The sequence below is a fragment of the Paenibacillus algicola genome (assembly GCF_005577435.1).
Classification (GTDB): Bacteria; Bacillota; Bacilli; order Paenibacillales; family Paenibacillaceae; genus Paenibacillus_AQ; species Paenibacillus_AQ algicola.
In genome coordinates, this window is sequence record NZ_CP040396.1 from 742,634 (window position 1) to 763,822 (window position 21,189).

Genomic DNA, 21,189 nt, shown 5'->3' on the forward strand with positions numbered 1-21,189 from the left:
CCAATGTTGTCAATTACTTATGCTGGATGAGTGGATCTACATTCCCGACGAAATCCAAAATCAGATCCGTAACCCGACTACAGGGGAAGCTGCGACCCCACAAGGAGCTTCAGTTTCGTGGCCGCATTTTGTCAGATTACATTCGCCGCCCCACACGTTCCATGATGCTCCGGGACATTCGGAGGGAATAGGATGTATAAGAGTATGAGTTTCTTATAATAAACCAACAATAAATGTTAGTTTCTTCAATATAATAAAAGCCGATGTATGGTTTGGAGGATTTGTTACATGAAGATTGGTATTATCGACTACGGGGCTGGAAACTTACACAGTGTTAGTAATGCTCTGAAGTATTTGGGATATAACATTAAATTTATTACAGCTGAGAGCGATTTTACGGGTTTTGACAAGCTCATTTTCCCAGGCGTAGGAAATGCCCGAAAGACGATGGAATTGCTAAACAATAGTGGAATGGAGAAATTAATTATTTGTGAGATTAATAAAGGGATTCCTCTGTTGGGTATATGTCTCGGCATGCAGTTGTTACTAGACTATTCTGAAGAAGGTGGTACTGATTCTTTAGGTGTCATAGAAGGTCACACGGAAAGGTTTAGAGACAATATAAAGGTGCCGCATATTGGATGGAACCAGGTTGAAGCAGAATCGCATTACATTTTTAAAGGAATCCCGAATAAAACTTATTATTATTTTGTACATTCATACTTTGCCTCGACGATAAACCCAAAGGAAACTGTTGGAGTAACGGAGTACGGAAACGTACGTTATTCCAGTGTTATTAGTAAAGATAATGTAGTGGGAGTGCAGTTCCACCCGGAAAAGAGTGGGGAATGCGGACTGTTGTTGCTTAATAACTTTTGTGGTTCCTAATAAATAGCAAGTAAAGGTGTGTGTTAATATGTTAACAAAACGAATTATTCCAGCAATTGATGTTCTACAGGATAAAGCTGTGAAGTATGTGAAGTTTAGAAATCCTACAGTTATCGGTGACCCCGCTCAATTAGGTAAGCTATACGCCGAAGCTGGTGCTGATGAAATAATATATTTGGATACATCAGCATCTTTACACAATGAAGAAGTAAAGTATGATTGGATAAGAAGAGTGGCTGAGGATGTTTTTATACCTTTCTCTGTTATTGGCGGGATAAAAACAGTTGATGATATTAGAAGGGTTCTCCGCTCGGGTGCTGACAAGGTTGGCATCAACTCTGCTGCGGTTAAAAGGCCAGAACTTATATCAGAAGCTGCACAAGTCTTTGGAAGTCAATGTGTGGTTCTAGGTCTTGATGTTATGCCAATCTATAATGAAGAAAATGAAGTTACAAAATGGGAGGTATATACTCATTCAGCACATGAAAACACTGGTATGGACGCGGTGGAATGGGTGAAGTATGCAGAATCGCTGGGAGCTGGAGAAGTAATATGTACTAGTATTGAAAAGGATGGGACAAAAGAGGGTTACGATTTAGAGTTAATAAAAACACTCTCCAGAAGCGTAAAGATACCAATAATTGCATCAGGTGGAGCTGGTAAACTTGAGCATATTAGAGATGTCTTTAACGATGGTGATGCTGATGCAGCACTTGTAGCATCACTTCTTCACTATAAGGAATACACAGTTCAAGACATAAAAAAGTATCTATTGGAGGAAGGTTTGGCTATTCGGATATAAGTCTAATGTTATATAAAAGTGTAGAATTCACAAAGACTTATTGAGTATTTTTTCTTATAGGGGGTTGTATATTGAGGCCAAAGGATACTTTCCTAGAGATTATTATTGAAATTACAAAAGGGACTGTCCCAAAGGAAAAATTGTTTTTACTTGACTGGGTTGACTTTTTTTATTTCGTCAAGAGGCAAAAGATTACACCGCTTGTATTTAATGGAATCAGTCACTTAATTCCCGATGACTGTAAGACATTGTGGGAAGATGAATACAATAAGATTATCAGGAAGATAGATGTCCTTTGTGAAAATGTTAAAAATATTTCTAGGTTGTTTGAACAAAATAATGTACCTTCAATTATTATAAAGGGTATGCCTTTATCGGTTATGATTTACGGTAGTGAATACGATAGAGCTTCGGGAGATATTGATATTTTATTGGAAGAACAATACATACCTGTAGCAAGCTCTATATTAACAAATAACTCATATGTACACGCATGCGGGAGGCCCGATCCGTATGTAATAAATAATTCTGAGATAGAGCTATTACCGTTTCCTATATATAAGCAGCATAATAATCATGAACTATTTGAATTTATTAAAATCGGAGAAGATAGCAGTAGTATTGATGTGTTTGTTGAATTAGGACGGTACCTACATTCAACCATAAAGGACCAGAAATTTATTAAGAGTTTTATTGACTCAAAGATGTCAGTAAATATCTCGGGCACTCTAATTAACACTACAAATCTTGAACATACTCTAATTTACCTCTGTGAAAACGCATATACTGATTCGCTATTGAATTCACCCAGATTAAAGGACTTTGTAGATATATTCTATTTTATAAGGAAATATGAAACTAAAATTAATTATAATGAATTCTCTCGATTACTTAAACAGTACAATATAGTTGATAAAGTGGGGCTCGCCCTTCAGTATACTTATGATATTTTTAACGACAAGAGTGTCCTGATGCTTATCGGACTATTAAAATCATTGCCTCTCCAAGTTGGGGAAAGTAGATATTGGCTAATTGATGAGCAAAAAGAAGCAATTCTAAGCCTACTGTTTGAATCATCTTCGGAAAGAAGCGAAAGACAAGTCAGAATACTTAAAGATAGATGCTTCAGTTCAAGAAATGAAAACTTTTGTGCACCCTTTATTGTACCCCAAAAGGAAGATGGAAAAGAGCCTTGGAATGAGTCTCCGTTTTTGGAAGTTGTGGATGGAAAGTACGGATTTGCATTCAGCATATTGCCGACATTCGATAACGAATTTTTGTATTTTTTATTCAAAGTTGAGGAGAAGTTATTTCATAATTTAGGTAAATTTGAAGTGAAGTTTTCTTTAATTGATAACACACCTGAAAAAATTACATTAATTGATTACTGGATAACTTCTGATAACGGGGAGATAGTATATCGCAACGAAAGCGAACGATATGTAATAGAACCGATGAATCACTGTGGAGAGGGATTTGTATTGCTAAAAATCAATCTGCCATTAATAATGATTGGTCATCGATATGGATCCAATATTGCAAAGATAGCTTTTTGTGCCACTATAGTTGAACAAATATATGGTCCAATAACGCACACATTGGCGTTAGATACTTGGGACATCGAGTTTTGGGAGTCACCTCCAATTCTTGAGGTGAATATAGTTGATCTCCCTTTAATTAATTATTAGGACCTTGGTCAAGCGTTACCTTTACAAAAAAAGCGAATCGTATCTATTTTAGACAAGTTTGATGTCTTAACATCCTCAATCACCGAGGGCTTACCTCGTGAAATAGAGTTGCGTCAAAAACAATACGAATATTACCGTGATATGCTACTTTCATTTCCGAATAGTGAGGTGAAAGTGTAGTATGGGAAATAGTTTATATGAAATTGCCCAGCTGTTAAAAGGTAACGGCAAAAAAGTTCAACTGATTTATGCATTTAATGGGACTGGTAAAACAAGGCTTTCAAGGGAGTTCAAATCGTTACTTACACAATCTACTGCGGAAAATGTTGAGATTGAGCATTTAGAGGTGAACGGTAAGAAGATTCTTTATTATAATGCTTTTACGGAAGATTTATTTTATTGGGATAATGATTTGAAAAATGATTCTGAACCAAAACTTAAAATCCATCCAAACTCATTTACAAAATGGATATTTGAAGAGCAAGGGCAAGATAGGAACATTATATCTAATTTTCAACATTATACAGATGAAAAATTAACTCCACATTTTAATGAATATTATTCTACTAAAGATAAGGATGGAAATGTTGTAAAAGTAGAAGCTTTTACGGAAATTACCTTTTCATATGAGCGTGGTCATGATGAACGTACCAAAAATATTAAAATTTCAAAAGGAGAAGAGAGTAGCTTTGTATGGTGTGTTTTTTATTCTCTAATTGAACAAGTTATTGAAGTATTAGATAAATCGGAACCAACAGATAAAGAAACAGATCAATTTGATCAACTGGGATATGTATTCATAGATGATCCAGTGACTTCACTAGACGATAACCACCTGATTGAATTAGCAGTAAATTTAGCAAGTTTAATAAAATCATCTGCATTAATTGACCTTAAGTTCATTATAACCACGCATAATCCTCTTTTTTATAACGTGTTGTTTAATAACGTATTGTTTAATGAATTTAATAATTCTGATAAAAAGATAGGTTACAGGAGTGATAGACATTTCAAATGGTATAGACTAGAAAAGAAAGAAGAAAGTACTTACGAACTAATTGATCGGCTTAAAGATTCGCCATTTTCTTATCATCTTTTCCTAATAAATGAAATCGAAAAAGCTATTGATACGGATCAATTACATAAATATCACTTTAACTTTCTTCGAAATATATTAGAAAAGACTGCCACTTTTTTAGGTTATTCTGATTGGTCTGAATTGTTGTTACCTGTTAAAGGGAATAGGGATGCATATGTAAAAAGGATTTTAAACTTATCCAGTCATTCAAAGCATTCAGCTGAAGAAATTGTTTTATTAACAAATGATGACAAAAACGTTTTAAGGCATCTTATGAATGAGGTCAATGAAATATATAGATTTAAAAAGTTTAATCAGGGGGGAAATGAATGAGCGAGTACAAACCTATTGTAGAATCAAATCACTACATCGTACTAGATAAATATAGCAAGATAGCAGAGCAAGGGGTAGGCTATCAAACGGAAGCTAGTTTAGAACGAGAACTGATTCAAGATTTAGTGAATCAAGGCTACGAATATGTTTCTAATGTAACTACTCCTGAACAGATGCTGGCTAATGCTCGTGTGCAGCTGCAAAAACTTAATGATGTTCAATTTTCAGATGCCGAATGGCTTAGGTTTTGTGAGCAATATTTAGATAAACCGAGTGACAACCATATCGATAAAACCCGTAAAATTCATGACAATCATATATATGACTTTGTGTTTGATGATGGACATATTCAGAATATCTACCTAGTAGATAAGAACAATATTGCCGGTAATAAAGTCCAGGTCATTTCGCAGTTTGAACAAAAAGGAACTCAAGCTAATCGATATGACGTTACCATCTTAGTCAATGGCTTGCCCCTAGTACAAGTGGAGCTTAAAAAGCGTGGGGTTGCCATTCGTGAAGCCTTTAATCAGGTTCATCGATATAGTAAAGAGAGCTTTAATTATGAAAACTCTCTATTTAAATTTGTCCAGATTTTCGTGATTTCTAATGGTACAGATAGCCGATACTTTGCAAATACGACGAAACGGGATAAGAACAGCTTTGACTTTACGATGAATTGGGCCAAAGCGGATAATGTCTTAATTAAAGATATAACCTAAGTTCCCGGAATTTATAACGAGGGAGGCTCTACTCCCAGTGCTCGAAATAAATCAGCCTGTTTTTGCGTTACCTCGCCCAAGATTCGACCGTGTCCAGGCGCTTCAAACCGCTCTATTGTGTCTAATTCATCCAGCAGCCCTTGCATTGTCCAGGAATCAAAGAGTCCGGCATCTTGCATGCGTTTCTTGACATAAGAAAGGTAAATAAGTGCAATAAATTCGACAAATAGCTTGCCATTTAGTGAAGTTTCCGAAGAAACTTGCATTCTGCGGAAATTCAGTCGCTCTTTCAAATTGCCAAATGCCTTTTCTACGATGTCCTTGCTGCGGTACAGTGACAATGCTTCATCGGGAGCTTTGACTTCATTGGAGAGCAAGGCAAAGTAGCCATAGTTTTGAGCCGCCTCCAGCATCTTGTCCTCTCTCGGTACAATCCTGCGGCCGCGCTTCGGGGTCTCGGTCACTTCGAAATACTTGGTGTAGTCCTTGCGGCAATGCTCGCGCAGATTGCCTTCCTGCAGATCTCGGTGCAGGCTCGTCAGATACTCATTCATATCCGCTTGGTCTCTGGCTGCTTTCTCCGGATTGTAATAGAGCAGGAGATAGGCTCGGCGCGTCTCTTGTAAGATATCGCCTTTGTACGGCCTCTCTTGCTCGTAGGCCCACTCGATTCTTTTGCAAATGCCGTAGGTGCCATACTGCGAATAAAAATTCGACCAGAGCTTGAGCCGCTCCCGTTCCTCTTCCAGATGTGCTTTCACGTAGGAGAGATTCAGTTTGACGCCGATGATAAATTTTTGATGGTTCTGATACAGATGATCCACATTTCGCTTGCTGTAAAAGCCCCGATCCAGTACAACGTTTACTTTCTTGTAGCCCATGATGTGGAACTCTTGCATGAGTTGCCGGACCGTCTTGACGTCCGTCACATGGCCGGGAAGCTTTCGGTAGTAGAAGGGCAGGCCCGATTCTTCGCCAAAGAGCAGGGCCAGATTGATTTGCGGCAACCGGTCATGCTCCTTGTTCTTTCCCTTCTTCACTTGCTTGAGAATCTCGGAGTAACTGGAAATCGTGGTAATGTCGAATGCCCAGTACTCCTTTTCGATGCGTCGTCTGCCTTGTCTTTCGAAAAAGGCCATGCGCTGCGCCTCTTCAATAGACTGGAACAGTTCGCTGCTTCGCTGCGAAGGAATGTCTGCTCCACAGGGATGAATATGCATGCGCTGCCAGTGAGAAAAGCGGCTGAGCGAGTTGTTTTCTTCCAAGATGAGATAGTAGGCGATAGACAGAACCTTCTTGTAGCTGTCCGGGAAACACGCCTTGAGATCCGCTTCAACGCCAGTTTCCTGGCCGATTTGATCGAACAGGTAGGTTGCGCCGTAAAAACTGCGCAGAAAACCGGTAATTGGTACGGGGCCGCGCTTCTTGGCAGGGGCGCCTGACTCTGCCTCCGGCTCTCTCCGATACGCTCGGGTGGACACAATCTCTCCTGTCTTGGGATCGACTTTCCCGATGAGCGTCCGTTTTGCCCGAGACTGCTGTTTTTCTTTGTCCCAGTAGGGCTCGTTATTGTAGGCATAGGTAATGCCTGTCTTTTTATTCGTTTGATAAATGATAGCCATAATGAACACCAACCTCGTTACACATTTTATATGTATGACGAGGTAAAATCAACCATTTTTTTAAGGAAACTCCTTGTCACTACGCGACTTTTTCGTTCAGCATCGTTACACAATCCGGGAACTCAGGATATAAAAGATTTCACAGCTACATTTTTTCAAAAAGATACTTTACTAAATGTTTAGAACCAATTATGGCTTAGAAAGCAAGGAGTTTCAAAATTATTATCGTGACCTTGCCAAACGAGTAAAAGACAAAGAGATTGATTTGTTAATTGTAGTTGGAATGTTTTTAACAGGTTTTGATGCCCCTACATTAAATACTTTGTTTGTGGATAAAAACCTTAGGAATCATGGCTTGATGCAAGCTTTTTCGAGAACAAATCGTATTTATGATTCCACCAAAACGTTTGGGAATATTGTTACTTTTAGAGATTTAGAACAAGCGACCGTAGACGCCATTACGCTATTCGGAGATAAAAACACTAAAAATGTGGTCTTGGAAAAAAGTTATAAAGAGTATATGGAAGGATTCGCTGATGTGGCAACGGGTGAAGCCCGTCGTGGCTATGCTGATGTAGTAAGAGAATTAAAGGAACGTTTTCCTAATGTCGATGAGATTGTTACTGAAAAGGATAAGAAAGAATTTACTAAACTATTTGGTGAATATCTGCGTATTGAAAATATCCTGCAGAACTATGATGAATATTCAGCTTTAAAAGCTTTACAAACCGTAGATCTGACGGACTCGGATGCAGTTGAAGATTTTAAGTCTACACATTATGTAACAGATGAGGATATAGCTGTTATGCAAGAGACACAAGTGTTAGAAGAAAGAGCTGTTCAAGATTATCGTTCATCCTATAATGATATTCGTGATTGGTTTCGACGTGAAAAGGCTGGAAGAGAAAAAGGTAATTCAACCATTAATTGGGATGATGTTGTCTTTGAAGTAGATCTTCTGAAATCACAAGAGATTAACTTAGATTACATTCTTGAACTTATTTTCGAACATAACAAAAAGGTGAAAGATAAAGCATCTTTGGTTGAAGAAGTTCGTCGCATCATTCGTTCCAGCATAGGAAACCGTGCAAAAGAAAGTTTGGTAGTTGACTTTATCAATCGAGCTGATTTAGATCGAATTCAGGATAAAGCAAGTATCATTGAGGCCTTCTTCTCATTTGCTCAAACGGAGCAAAAACGTGAAGCAGAAGAATTGATTATGAGTGAAAATCTTAATGAAGAAGCTGCAAAAAGATATATTCTAACTTCATTAAAAAGAGAATATGCCAGTGAAAATGGAACAGAGCTAAATGCAATTCTTCCTAAAATGAGTCCGCTTAATCCTCAGTATTTAACAAAAAAGCAGAGCGTTTTTCAGAAAATCTCTGCCTTTGTGGATAAATTTAAGGGAGTGGGAGGTAAAATATAATAAATATATATATAAATTTTCCCATTATTGTATTTTAGTATCTTCGACTTATTGAGGTTCGAGATAGAGATTTCGCTGTGAGACGTTATTTCCGAACAATACCAGGAAATGAAATGTCGATTATTCGCTTTTTTTGTTGACAAAAACACGCCTTCGACCTAGAATGTTCATAGATAATATGACAACAACGATATATAAGCTTTTTTCGTATAATCCTGGGAATCGGCCCGGGAGTCTCTACAAGGTCACCGTAATGATCTGGCTACGAAAAGAAATGCAAGCTTTAGCGGCTGACTGTGCTGCTCCACCCATCATCTTTTTATTCTCACCCGCCGGTAGTGACTGGATCCAAGCAGCTGGTGTTACTCCCGGAGCAGGAGAAGGAAGAGTTGATGGAATTGGATCAACCGGCTCAGTACTGCTGGGATGCATATCTTTTTAAGCGGGTGCCCTGGAGATATTTCTTCAGGGCTTTTCGTCGTTGGTCACTAATTTTAAGGGGGATATCTCAACAATGGAGCGTTTCTTTAAGTTAAAGGAACACGGAACAAATGTCAGAACCGAGATGATTGCAGGCTTGACGACTTTCATGACGATGGCTTACATCCTGTTCGTCAACAATCTGTTTCTGGGTCCTGATGGTGCTGGCATTCCGCAGGAGGGTGTGTTTTTCGCCACCGCGGTAGGTGCCGGTCTCGTTACAATTGTGATGGGATTGTTTGTTAACATTCCGATTGCACTTGCTCCGGGTATGGGCCTGAACGCTTACTTTATGACCGTCGTGCTGAGCTCGAACGGAGCCATTACGTGGCAAGCTGCTTTAGGTGCTGTATTTTTATCCGGTATTATTTTTCTGATCCTGACCGTGACGAAGGTTCGTCAAATGCTGCTGACGGCCGTGCCGAACAACCTGAAGGTTGCCATTACAGTCGGTATTGGCTTGTTCATCACCATTATCGGCTTCAAGCTGGGTAATCTGGTCTCGGTTAACATTAATCCGGAAACAGACATCAGCCAGCCTGTTGCTGGCGGGGCGTTCAACCTGGCGCTGGGTAACTTCATGGAGCACAAGGACGTGTTGCTGGCGCTAATTGGTCTCTTCCTGATTGCGATTCTGATGGTGTTGAAGGTCAAGGGTGCGCTTCTGATCGGGATCGTGGCAACGACATTGATCGGGATTCCGATGGGTGTAACGAACACAGCGGGACTGAGCGGTGCAAGCTGGTTCCCATCCTTTGATAACCTGGCTGTAGGGCAGATGGATATTAAGGGCGCCATTGGCATTGGCTTGCTGGAAGTTATTTTTATTTTCACATTTGTTGAGTTGTTCGATACCTTCGGTACGCTCGTAGGTACTGCAGGCCGTGCTGGTCTGCTGAAGAACAAGGAGCAAGGCGAGAAGAAGCTGGGTAAAGCAATGCTCGTGGATGCTGGCGGTGTCAGTGCAGGGGCTTTCCTGGGAACTAGTACAGTAACAGCATTCGTGGAAAGTGCTGCAGGCGTAGCTGAAGGCGGACGTACAGGTCTGACGGCGGTAACTACAGGAGTTCTGTTCATTCTCTCCCTGTTCCTCGCTCCACTGGCACTGATCGTACCGGCAGCTGCTACAGCACCCGCGCTCATTATCGTGGGAGTATTAATGATGAGCCAGGTGCGGGAAATTGAATGGGATGATTTCTTTATCGCATTCCCGGCTTTCCTGACAATTGTATTGATGCCGTTCACTGGCGGTATCGCTAACGGAATCTCTGCAGGTATTATTTCATACGTAGTGCTCTCCGTATTTGCTAAAATGTCCGGTCGCGACGTCAAGGTACACTGGCTGATGTGGATATTGTTTATCATTATTGTTTTGCGCTATGCAATGCTCGGCATCGAATAGATAAGAATCTTTAGACCCGTCTCTATAGAAGAGGCGGGTTTTTACTTTGTTTCATGGACGTAATACTGCTTTGTTTAGGTGTGCTTTTTCGGTCTATATTATAGAAGAGATTTTTCATGCGTGTTCACCCCGCAAATAAATATTAATAAAATGCTTGCATAATAACTGACCCGTGTGTTATATTATATTTCCGGCCGCGAAACGGTGGTTGGATGTCACGGTGAAGAGACACGGCAAGCGAAATGCTTGAAACAAACTTTCAAAAAAAAGTGCTTGCTAAGTTGGGACCAACGTGATATACTATAAAAGTTGCTGAGACGAGAGATTGTCAAAGCGACAGAAACAGAATTGATCTTTGAAAACTGAACAACGAGTGAGTTAAACCGATCTTGCCTTACGGTGAGATCAACAATGAGATTTTATAATCTCGTCAGTTTTGAAATGAGCAATGGAACTCAACTTTCATGGAGAGTTTGATCCTGGCTCAGGACGAACGCTGGCGGCGTGCCTAATACATGCAAGTCGAGCGGACTTGATGAGGAGCTTGCTCCTCTGAAAGTTAGCGGCGGACGGGTGAGTAACACGTAGGCAACCTGCCCTCAAGACTGGGATAACTACCGGAAACGGTAGCTAACCGGATAGTTGATTTCACTGCATAGTGAGATCTGGAAAGGCGGAGCAATCTGTCACTTGAGGATGGGCCTGCGGCGCATTAGCTAGTTGGTGGGGTAACGGCCTACCAAGGCGACGATGCGTAGCCGACCTGAGAGGGTGAACGGCCACACTGGGACTGAGACACGGCCCAGACTCCTACGGGAGGCAGCAGTAGGGAATCTTCCGCAATGGACGAAAGTCTGACGGAGCAACGCCGCGTGAGTGATGAAGGTTTTCGGATCGTAAAGCTCTGTTGCCAGGGAAGAACGTCTTCTAGAGTAACTGCTAGAAGAGTGACGGTACCTGAGAAGAAAGCCCCGGCTAACTACGTGCCAGCAGCCGCGGTAATACGTAGGGGGCAAGCGTTGTCCGGAATTATTGGGCGTAAAGCGCGCGCAGGCGGTTTGTTAAGTCTGGTGTTTAAACCTGGGGCTCAACCTCAGGTCGCACTGGAAACTGGGAAACTTGAGTGCAGAAGAGGAGAGTGGAATTCCACGTGTAGCGGTGAAATGCGTAGATATGTGGAGGAACACCAGTGGCGAAGGCGACTCTCTGGGCTGTAACTGACGCTGAGGCGCGAAAGCGTGGGGAGCAAACAGGATTAGATACCCTGGTAGTCCACGCCGTAAACGATGAATGCTAGGTGTTAGGGGTTTCGATACCCTTGGTGCCGAAGTTAACACATTAAGCATTCCGCCTGGGGAGTACGGTCGCAAGACTGAAACTCAAAGGAATTGACGGGGACCCGCACAAGCAGTGGAGTATGTGGTTTAATTCGAAGCAACGCGAAGAACCTTACCAGGTCTTGACATCCCTCTGACCGGTATAGAGATATACCTTTCCTTCGGGACAGAGGAGACAGGTGGTGCATGGTTGTCGTCAGCTCGTGTCGTGAGATGTTGGGTTAAGTCCCGCAACGAGCGCAACCCTTGATCTTAGTTGCCAGCAGGTTATGCTGGGCACTCTAAGGTGACTGCCGGTGACAAACCGGAGGAAGGTGGGGATGACGTCAAATCATCATGCCCCTTATGACCTGGGCTACACACGTACTACAATGGCTGGTACAACGGGAAGCGAAGGAGCGATCTGGAGCGAATCCTAAAAAGCCAGTCTCAGTTCGGATTGCAGGCTGCAACTCGCCTGCATGAAGTCGGAATTGCTAGTAATCGCGGATCAGCATGCCGCGGTGAATACGTTCCCGGGTCTTGTACACACCGCCCGTCACACCACGAGAGTTTACAACACCCGAAGTCGGTGGGGTAACCCGCAAGGGAGCCAGCCGCCGAAGGTGGGGTAGATGATTGGGGTGAAGTCGTAACAAGGTAGCCGTATCGGAAGGTGCGGCTGGATCACCTCCTTTCTATGGAGAATCGCTTCCTGCAACGGAAGCATTCAATAAATCTAGCCAGGTCGGCTAGTGCTCACTCGTTGGTCAGTTTTGAGAGTTCAACTCTCAAAGGTGAAGACTGAAACGTCACAACTGTGAACGTCCTCAGCTTTCATCACTTGATCCTTGAAAACTAGATAACGAAACGAATTTGCGTTTTAGAAAGATCCTTTAAGCTGATCTTGTGTCATGAGAATGACCAAGGAAGTTAAATGTAGCAGCGATATAATCGTGACAGGAGATCCTTTGAAATCTTATTTCAACCTTGGAGTGGTTTACACAATCAGGGAAATAAGAGTTCAAGAGAGCGCCTGGCGCGAATATATCGCACCAGGTTAAGCTACTAAGAGCACACGGAGGATGCCTAGGCGCTAGGAGCCGATGAAGGACGTGGCGAACGACGAAATGGCCTCGGGGAGCTGTAAGCAAGCTTTGATCCGGGGATGTCCGAATGGGGAAACCCGGCTGGAATAATACCCAGTCACCGCTGCCTGAACACATAGGGCAGAGGGAGGCATACCAGGGGAACTGAAACATCTAAGTACCCTGAGGAAGAGAAAACAAGAGTGATTCCGTCAGTAGCGGCGAGCGAACGCGGAACAGCCTAAACCAAGGGGCCTGCCCCTTGGGGTTGTGGGACGTCTCACACGGAGTTACAAAGGAATAGAGTAGGCGAAGAGGTCTGGAAAGGCCCGCTAGAAGAGGTAAAAGCCCTGTAGCTGAAATTTTATTCCCTCCGAGACGGATCCCGAGTAGTGCGGGGCACGTGAAACCCCGTATGAATCTGCCAGGACCATCTGGTAAGGCTAAATACTCCCTAGCGACCGATAGTGAAGCAGTACCGTGAGGGAAAGGTGAAAAGCACCCCGGGAGGGGAGTGAAATAGAACCTGAAACCGTGTGCTTACAAGAAGTCAGAGCCCGATTCATAAGGGTGATGGCGTGCCTTTTGTAGAATGAACCGGCGAGTTACGTTCCCAAGCAAGGTTAAGGTGAGAAGCCGTAGCCGCAGCGAAAGCGAGTCTGAATAGGGCGGAGCACATGCTCTCGAAGTAGCAATACTTCGTATTGCTTGTCAGTTTGTGGACGTAGACCCGAAACCGGGTGATCTACCCCTGTCCAGGGTGAAGGTGCGGTAACACGCACTGGAGGCCCGAACCCACGTACGTTGAAAAGTGCGGGGATGAGGTGGGGGTAGCGGAGAAATTCCAATCGAACTCGGAGATAGCTGGTTCTCCCCGAAATAGCTTTAGGGCTAGCCTCGGAAATTGACAGTCGTGGAGGTAGAGCACTGATTGGGTGCGGGGCCCGCAAGGGTTACCAAGCTCAGTCAAACTCCGAATGCCATAGACTGATTATCCGGGAGTCAGACAGTGAGTGCTAAGATCCATTGTCAAAAGGGAAACAGCCCAGACCATCAGCTAAGGTCCCCAAGTGTGTGTTAAGTGGGAAAGGATGTGGAGTTGCACAGACAACCAGGATGTTGGCTTAGAAGCAGCCACCATTTAAAGAGTGCGTAATAGCTCACTGGTCGAGTGACTCTGCGCCGAAAATGTAACGGGGCTAAACACACCACCGAAGCTATGGCTTGAATCGACTTCACTGCTTCTTTGAGGCTGGTGAAGACCTGGATGAAACATTTTTGTCAGACTTGAGATGAAATCAAGGATGACCAAATGCACCCAGGGGATAAACACTCTTCGAAGGCGGAGTGAAGTCGATTCAGGGGTAGGGGAGCGTTGTATGCAGGTTGAAGGTGTACCGGAAGGAGCGCTGGACAGCATACAAGTGAGAATGCCGGTATGAGTAACGAAAAGATCAGTGAGAATCTGATCCGCCGAAAGCCCAAGGTTTCCTGAGGAAGGCTCGTCCGCTCAGGGTAAGTCGGGACCTAAGGCGAGGCCGAAAGGCGTAGTCGAAGGACAACAGGTTGAAATTCCTGTACCACCGTAAACCGTTATGAACGATGGGGTGACGCAGGAGGGTAGTGACGCGGACTGATGGATGTCCGTCTAAGCAGTGAGGCTGGTGTGTAGGCAAATCCGCACACTTATAAGGCTGGGCTGTGATGGGGAGCGAAAATTACAGTAGCGAAGGTCATGATCTCACACTGCCAAGAAAAGCCTCTAGTCAGGTGAAGGTGCCCGTACCGCAAACCGACACAGGTAGGCGAGAAGAGAATTCTAAGGCGCGCGGAAGAACTCTCGTTAAGGAACTCGGCAAAATGACCCCGTAACTTCGGGAGAAGGGGTGCCCCGGTAGTGTGAATAGCACGAGGGGGCCGCAGTGAAAAGGCCCAAGCGACTGTTTAGCAAAAACACAGGTCTGTGCGAAGCCGTAAGGCGAAGTATACGGGCTGACGCCTGCCCGGTGCTGGAAGGTTAAGGGGAGCGGTTAGGAGCAATCCGAAGCTGTGAACCGAAGCCCCAGTAAACGGCGGCCGTAACTATAACGGTCCTAAGGTAGCGAAATTCCTTGTCAGGTAAATTCTGACCCGCACGAATGGCGTAACGACTTGGGCGCTGTCTCAACGAGAGATCCGGTGAAATTTTAATACCTGTGAAGATGCAGGTTACCCGCGACAAGACGGAAAGACCCCATGGAGCTTTACTGCAGCTTGATATTGGATTTGGGTACGATCTGTACAGGATAGGTGGGAGCCGTTGAAACAGGAGCGCCAGCTTCTGTGGAGGCGCCGTTGGGATACCACCCTGATCGTATCTAGGTTCTAACTTGGTACCGTGATCCGGTGCGAGGACAGTGTCAGGCGGGCAGTTTGACTGGGGCGGTCGCCTCCTAAAGAGTAACGGAGGCGCCCCAAGGTTCCCTCAGAATGGTTGGAAATCATTCGAAGAGTGCAAAGGCATAAGGGAGCTTGACTGCGAGACCTACAAGTCGAGCAGGGACGAAAGTCGGGCTTAGTGATCCGGTGGTACCGCATGGAAGGGCCATCGCTCAACGGATAAAAGCTACCCTGGGGATAACAGGCTTATCTCCCCCAAGAGTCCACATCGACGGGGAGGTTTGGCACCTCGATGTCGGCTCATCGCATCCTGGGGCTGAAGTAGGTCCCAAGGGTTGGGCTGTTCGCCCATTAAAGCGGTACGCGAGCTGGGTTCAGAACGTCGTGAGACAGTTCGGTCCCTATCTGTCGTGGGCGTAGGAAATTTGAGAGGAGCTGTCCTTAGTACGAGAGGACCGGGATGGACGTACCGCTGGTGCACCAGTTGTTCCGCCAGGAGCATGGCTGGGTAGCTACGTACGGAAGGGATAAGCGCTGAAAGCATCTAAGCGTGAAGCCCCCCTCAAGATGAGATTTCCCAGTATGTAAGACCCCTTGAAGACCACGAGGTAGATAGGTTGGAGGTGGAAGTGCAGCAATGCATGGAGCTGACCAATACTAATCGGTCGAGGGCTTATCCTAAAAGCTTTACGAAGTAAAGCTAGCTTCGGAAGCATCCGCAGAGCTTTACGGAGTAAAGCTAGCTACGGAAGCATTACGCTAATGATCAAACTAACAACGCACATTCGTTTCGTATCTAGTTTTCAGGTGATCAAACATCTGAGCACACTGAGGGTGAATATCTAGGTTTGATATTTTCTCGCAGCGATTTTGAAGAGCTATGCTCCGAAAAATCACGTTTGGTGGTGATGGCGGAAGGGTTCCACGCGTACCCATCCCGAACACGACCGTTAAGCCTTCCAGCGCCGATGGTACTTGGACCGCAGGGTCCCGGGAGAGTAGGACGCCGCCAAGCAAAGAAGAAACCGTTACTGCAGCTAATGCAGTAACGGTTTTTTTGTTCCATTCCAATCATCCACAGCGCATCACTTCATACCCGCGTATCATGATTGGAGTTATCCCTATAATGTGAACAAGCTGTATATAAGCATGAAGATCACGCTCATTCAGCACAGTATATTAACATGACCGGGATACATCTTCACAGGAAAGCTTATAATTCATGTTGAACAAAGTGGTTATCCTCAGCTTCATCCCCAGACCTGCATAAGATTCAGTGTTCTGCATGTCTATCTTACAAAATGTAATACATTCTTACTTATCCACAAATTTAGTACTAAGTCCTAATACTTAGTGTTATAATAAACGAAAACAGATGGAGGTATCCACGGTGATCCAATCCCAATCAAGAGTCACGGCAATAGGAGCCTATGTGCCGGAACGGATTCTGACGAACGAGGATTTGCAGAAGATGGTTGATACCAGTGATGAATGGATAGTACAGCGGACGGGAATGCGGGAACGGCGGATTGCGGCAGAGGGACAATTCACGTCTGATCTGGCTGAGCAGGCCGTAAAGGATATGGTCCGCCGATACGGTGTTTCTGTTCAGGATGTGGATATGATTCTGGTGGCGACAAGTACACCGGATTTTGTTTTTCCAAGTACGGCAGCAAGGCTGCAAGCCAAGCTCGGAATTCAGAACACCGGTGCCCTGGATATGAATGCTGCTTGTGCCGGTTTCGGGTATGCGCTGCAAATCGCGGACGGATGGATTACCAGTGGAATGTACCGTAAAATTCTGGTCATTGGCGCGGAGACGATATCCAAGATTACAGATTATACTGATCGAGCGACGTGTATATTGTTTGGTGATGGCGCCGGTGCGGTGCTGGTAGAGCGTGATGAGGAGCAGCCGGGATTCCTTGCCTCGATTACCGGCACTTATGGGGAAGGCGGCATGAATTTATATAAAACCGGCCTTGCCAGGCAAATGGATGGACAGGATCTTGGCAGCGAATGCATTGTCCAAAACGGACGGGAGATTTATAAATGGGCGGTGCGGAATGTACCGGAAGGCACTCAGCGCTTAATCCAGCGGGCGCAGCTAGCTCCTGAGGATGTAGATTGGTTCGTCCCGCATAGTGCGAATCTTCGGATGATTGAAGCGATTTGTGAGCGGGGACCGGTTCCATTTGAACGGACTTTAACGAGCGTTGAGTATTTCGGCAACACCTCAGCGGCATCGATACCGCTTGCATTGCAGCTGGCTGTGGATAACGGGAAACTGAAGGCAGGTCAGAATGTGCTGCTGTACGGCTTTGGCGGAGGTATGACCTATGCCGGCTCTATCATTCACTGGACCATCTAAATGACAGCTTGTTTGCGCCCCCCCAGCGGTTATTGTGGATTAATAGCTTAAGCGAGGCCAGGATGGTTCCTGGCCTTTTTGGCATGGCGGCAGGATCGTAAAATATTCAACCTAGATTCAGAAGTTTGCCTCCTCAACATAAGGTGCTGCTTTGATTACACTGAAGAAGTAGAAAGCAACCTAAATGAGAGGGGTAAAAAGCATGAGTAGATTTAAAACCTGGGGCGTCATGCTCCTGAGCGTGATGATGGTGATCTCGCTGGCGGCCTGCAGCGGCGGGAGTTCTGGAAACAACGAAGGTTCATCGGAAGGAACGAATGGAGAGCAGCAAGGTAGCAGTAACGAAGGAGCATCTACGGAAAACGTTGAGCTTTCTTTCTGGTCGCTCGGTACGACAAATTATGAGGAACTGGCCAAGGAGTACACGAAAGAGCATCCCAACATTACGTTTAAGTTTCAGAACACTTCTGATCAGACCGCACATCATGCCAATTTAACGACAGCCCTATCGGCGGGATCAGGTGCCCCAGACATTTTCATGCTTGAAATCGCATTCATTGAGCGCTTTATCAATGCTCAGGATAAATTCTATAACCTATATGATCTCGGTGCGAAGGATGTACAGGGAGATTACCTGGACTGGAAATGGAAGCAAGCTACTTCCGTAGACGGCAGCTTCCAGCTGGGACTTCCTACTGACGTCGCTCCGACCGTAGTCTACTACCGGACAGATCTCGCAGAAGCAGCAGGTCTCCCAACAGACCCGCAGGAATTCTCGGCAGCCATTAACACTTGGGATAAGTTTGCTGAGGTCGGCAAGCAGTTCAAGGACAAAACAGGCAAGCCATTCGCGGATTTGACGGACCTGGTCTATAACGGTCTTCGGGATCAGTCTCCAAACCAGATTTATTTCAGTAAAGAGGATGGTTCATTCATCGGGGATTCTAACCCGCAGGTGAAGAAAGCTTACGATTTCACAGTCAAAGGGATTCAGGAGGGCTGGATTGGCAACTGGGTGCTCTGGTCTCCGGAATGGAATAAAGCCATGAATGATGGTGAATTTGGCGTGCTGCTGGGCCCGGCATGGATGGCGGGAACGATTCGTAACGCAGAAGACTCCTCCGGCAAGTGGCAGATTGCTCAAATGCCAGAGGGCGCAGGCAACTGGGGAGGCTCCTTCCTGACGCTGCCGAAAGAAGGAAAGCATTCTAAAGAAGCATATGAATTTATTTCCTGGCTCGTCAACAAGGAGAACCAGCTGAAATCCTTCAAGGTCAGCGGCTTGTTCCCGTCCATTCCTGCAGTGTACGATGATCCGGCATTCAAGTCGGAGCAGGACGAATTCTTCAGCGGCCAGATCATTGCAGAAGCATATGCCGAAGCAGCGAAGAGCGTACAGCCGGTGTATTACGGTCCGCTTCATGATCAAACCGATACGATTATCAAGAACGCCTTGAAAAATGTACTGGAGAAAAAAGCGGATCCAGCAGCAGAGTGGGAAGGTGCCATGAAGCAAATTAAAACGCTGGTGGACCGCAGCTAGACCTAGAAAGAGACAGAAAAAGATAGCACAGCAAGGTACAGATATTCGATCGAATCAGGAAGCATATCAGACAAAGAGTTCATCACAATCATTATCATTAGAAGCAGTTCTGAAATAACAACCGTCCGGATGAATGCAGGGAGGACTTCCTTACGTTCATTCGGACCTATTCTTTAGCATGGAGGTGCACCATGGCAGAACCCGCAGCAGCCGCAGCGGCATCCTATCCGGCCACACGTAAACGGCTGACAGAGCAAAGAAAAAGCCGGCTGACGGCCTACCTGTTTATTTCTCCGTTTTTCGTGCTGTTCGGCATTTTTGGCTTGTATCCGATCCTTTTTACGATCTACCTGTCCTTCTACAAATGGGATGCGCTCGGTCCAATGAGGTATGTAGGCTTCAAAAATTACGAGCTCATTACGAGTGATCCGACCTTTTGGATCTCGTTTAGTAACACTTTGATTATGGGAATTATGGGAACCGTACCGCAGATTATCGTTGCACTGCTTGTTGCCGTCATGCTGAATTCGGCCCTGAACAAGTACAAGAACATATTCCGTATACTATTTTTCATGCCCAATATTACGTCCATCGTCGCTGTAGCATTAGTGTTCAGTACGATGTTTGGCAACAACGGGATGGTGAACTGGCTGCTGAATAGCCTGGGCCTGGACAGTGTTCCTTTTAACTCCGGCTGGTGGGGTGTCAAAATCGCCATATCGACGATGGTCATGTGGCGCTGGATGGGGTATAACGCAATTATTTTTTTATCCGGCCTGCAGAGTATACCGACTGATATATACGAAGCCGCCCGCATTGATGGAGCCAGCCGCAGTCAGCAAATGCTGTATATTACGCTGCCTCTCCTGCGTCCGTTCATTCTGTTCGTAACCTTGGTATCGACAATCGGGGCGCTGCAGCTGTTTACCGAGCCTTATGTGTTTCTGGGGCAGTCCGGCTCTGGCTCTACTCGACAGGAAGGGGTTACGATGGTTACGTATTTGTATGATGAGGCATTCAAGAATGGATTTTTTGGAACGGCGGCGGCGACGGCAGTGCTGCTGTTAATAGCGACCATTATGTTCTCCCTGCTGAATATGCTTCTATCCAGCCGGATGGGCGGAGAAAGAGGGGGGAGTAAGGCATGAGCATCGCTGTAACGGCCAAAAAAAATCCGGATGAGCCGGGCATTGGCGCAAAGATACTATTTTATCTGCTGCTGCTGTTCGGTGCTGTACTCTCCATCTTTCCGTTCTATTGGATGTTTGTCGTAGGTAGTAATGATAAGACGGCCGCCTTTCAGATTCCGCCGCTGCTTACTCCCGGTACGGAGTTCTTCAATAACTTCTCCCGCGTGCTGGAGCGTACGGATTTCTTCAGAGCGCTGATGAATTCAGCTGTGGTGTCCACCACGGTTACGCTCTCCGTTGTTTTCTTATGTACGCTGGCAGGATATGCGTTCGCCAAATATGAATTTCCGCTCAAAAAAACGCTGTTCGTGTTCGTGATTGGCACGATGCTCGTCCCTGCACAGCTCAGTGTACTGCCTCTGTATGTGATTATGGCCAAGCTGCAGTGGATCGACAGCTACAAGGCACTGATCGTGCCGGCCATGGTGAATGCGTTCGGTATTTTTTGGATGAGGCAGTATATTGCCTCGGCTGTGCATAATGAGCTGATCGAGGCAGGCCGGATGGATGGCGGCGGACATTTTCGGATCTTCTGGAATATTGCAATTCCGGTGGTGACCCCGGCCATGGCTACACTTGGCATTATTAACTTTATGAACGTATGGAATGATTTCTTCTGGCCCCTGGTTGTGCTGAAGAATCGTGAGAATTATACAATCCAGATCGCTCTTCAGCAGCTGTTTACGAACAAGGACGGCCTGGATTATGGGATGATCATGTCAGCAACCTTTGCAGCGACACTGCCGCTGCTCATCGTGTTTCTGCTGTTTAGCCGCTGGGTGATTGCCGGGTTGACCTCGGGGGCGGTTAAGAGCTGAGTTTTTTCAAACATGTTAGCCAGCTACAAGGAAGTGGCGC

The 21,189-nt window shown here is 45.2% G+C and carries 12 protein-coding genes, 3 rRNA genes and 1 riboswitch; of the genes, 14 read left to right on the forward strand and 1 reads right to left on the reverse strand.

From position 1 onward, the window contains the following. Positions 1–288 precede the first annotated feature (288 nt). The 5 genes from hisH to E6C60_RS03425 all read left to right on the forward strand — a co-directional run bounded on the left by hisH (position 289) and on the right by E6C60_RS03425 (position 5,511). The gene (gene hisH / locus E6C60_RS03400; protein ID WP_138224540.1) at positions 289–888 is read left to right on the forward strand and encodes an imidazole glycerol phosphate synthase subunit HisH; all 600 of its coding nucleotides are present in this window, start codon (positions 289–291) and stop codon (positions 886–888) included. Between the two features lie 28 nt (positions 889–916). Further along, the gene (hisF, locus tag E6C60_RS03405; protein ID WP_138224541.1) at positions 917–1,690 is read left to right on the forward strand and encodes an imidazole glycerol phosphate synthase subunit HisF; all 774 of its coding nucleotides are present in this window, start codon (positions 917–919) and stop codon (positions 1,688–1,690) included. Between the two features lie 71 nt (positions 1,691–1,761). Beyond that, positions 1,762–3,378, forward strand: coding sequence for a nucleotidyltransferase family protein (locus E6C60_RS03410; RefSeq protein WP_175415171.1), 1,617 nt, complete (start codon positions 1,762–1,764; stop codon positions 3,376–3,378). Positions 3,379–3,559: 181 nt separating this feature from the next. Further along, the gene (locus tag E6C60_RS03420) at positions 3,560–4,789 is read left to right on the forward strand and encodes an AAA family ATPase (protein WP_138224543.1); all 1,230 of its coding nucleotides are present in this window, start codon (positions 3,560–3,562) and stop codon (positions 4,787–4,789) included. Further along, positions 4,786–5,511, forward strand: a complete 726-nt coding sequence (locus E6C60_RS03425; protein ID WP_233281123.1) for a type I restriction endonuclease — start codon at positions 4,786–4,788, stop codon at positions 5,509–5,511. Before E6C60_RS03420 ends, E6C60_RS03425 begins: the two co-directional genes overlap by 4 nt. Positions 5,512–5,522: 11 nt before the next feature. Here the strand turns inward: E6C60_RS03425 and E6C60_RS03430 are convergent, their stop codons facing one another. Next, the gene (locus E6C60_RS03430) at positions 5,523–7,133 is read right to left on the reverse strand and encodes an IS1634 family transposase (protein ID WP_138224544.1); all 1,611 of its coding nucleotides are present in this window, start codon (positions 7,131–7,133) and stop codon (positions 5,523–5,525) included. A 175-nt stretch (positions 7,134–7,308) separates the two neighbouring features. Here E6C60_RS03430 and E6C60_RS03435 point away from each other — a divergent pair, with 175 nt between their 5' ends. The 9 genes from E6C60_RS03435 (at position 7,309) to E6C60_RS03475 (ending at position 21,149) form a co-directional block, all read left to right on the forward strand. Beyond that, positions 7,309–8,562, forward strand: coding sequence for a type I restriction endonuclease subunit R, EcoR124 family (locus E6C60_RS03435; protein ID WP_233281124.1), 1,254 nt, complete (start codon positions 7,309–7,311; stop codon positions 8,560–8,562). Positions 8,563–8,747: 185 nt separating this feature from the next. After that, a riboswitch (purine riboswitch) is annotated at positions 8,748–8,847 on the forward strand. 229 nt (positions 8,848–9,076) lie between these two features. Then, complete coding sequence (locus tag E6C60_RS03440; protein ID WP_138224545.1) at positions 9,077–10,444, forward strand: NCS2 family permease; 1,368 nt, start codon at positions 9,077–9,079, stop codon at positions 10,442–10,444. 461 nt (positions 10,445–10,905) lie between these two features. After that, positions 10,906–12,458, forward strand: a 16S ribosomal RNA gene (locus E6C60_RS03445). 360 nt (positions 12,459–12,818) lie between these two features. Further along, positions 12,819–15,908: ribosomal RNA gene (locus E6C60_RS03450) — 23S ribosomal RNA — on the forward strand. A 217-nt stretch (positions 15,909–16,125) separates the two neighbouring features. Then, positions 16,126–16,242: ribosomal RNA gene (gene rrf, locus E6C60_RS03455) — 5S ribosomal RNA — on the forward strand. The 16S, 23S and 5S rRNA genes sit together here, the layout of an rRNA operon. A 375-nt stretch (positions 16,243–16,617) precedes the next feature. After that, on the forward strand, positions 16,618–17,598 hold the full coding sequence (locus E6C60_RS03460) for a ketoacyl-ACP synthase III (protein ID WP_175415172.1): 981 nt from the start codon (positions 16,618–16,620) through the stop codon (positions 17,596–17,598). Positions 17,599–17,800: 202 nt separating this feature from the next. Next, complete coding sequence (locus tag E6C60_RS03465; RefSeq protein ID WP_138224547.1) at positions 17,801–19,141, forward strand: ABC transporter substrate-binding protein; 1,341 nt, start codon at positions 17,801–17,803, stop codon at positions 19,139–19,141. 191 nt (positions 19,142–19,332) lie between these two features. Continuing rightward, positions 19,333–20,289 (forward strand): carbohydrate ABC transporter permease, encoded by a 957-nt coding sequence (locus E6C60_RS03470; protein WP_138224548.1) that lies wholly within the window; start codon positions 19,333–19,335, stop codon positions 20,287–20,289. Continuing rightward, positions 20,286–21,149, forward strand: coding sequence for a carbohydrate ABC transporter permease (locus E6C60_RS03475; RefSeq protein ID WP_138224549.1), 864 nt, complete (start codon positions 20,286–20,288; stop codon positions 21,147–21,149). The genes E6C60_RS03470 and E6C60_RS03475 overlap by 4 nt, the downstream gene beginning before the upstream one ends. Positions 21,150–21,189 lie beyond the last annotated feature (40 nt).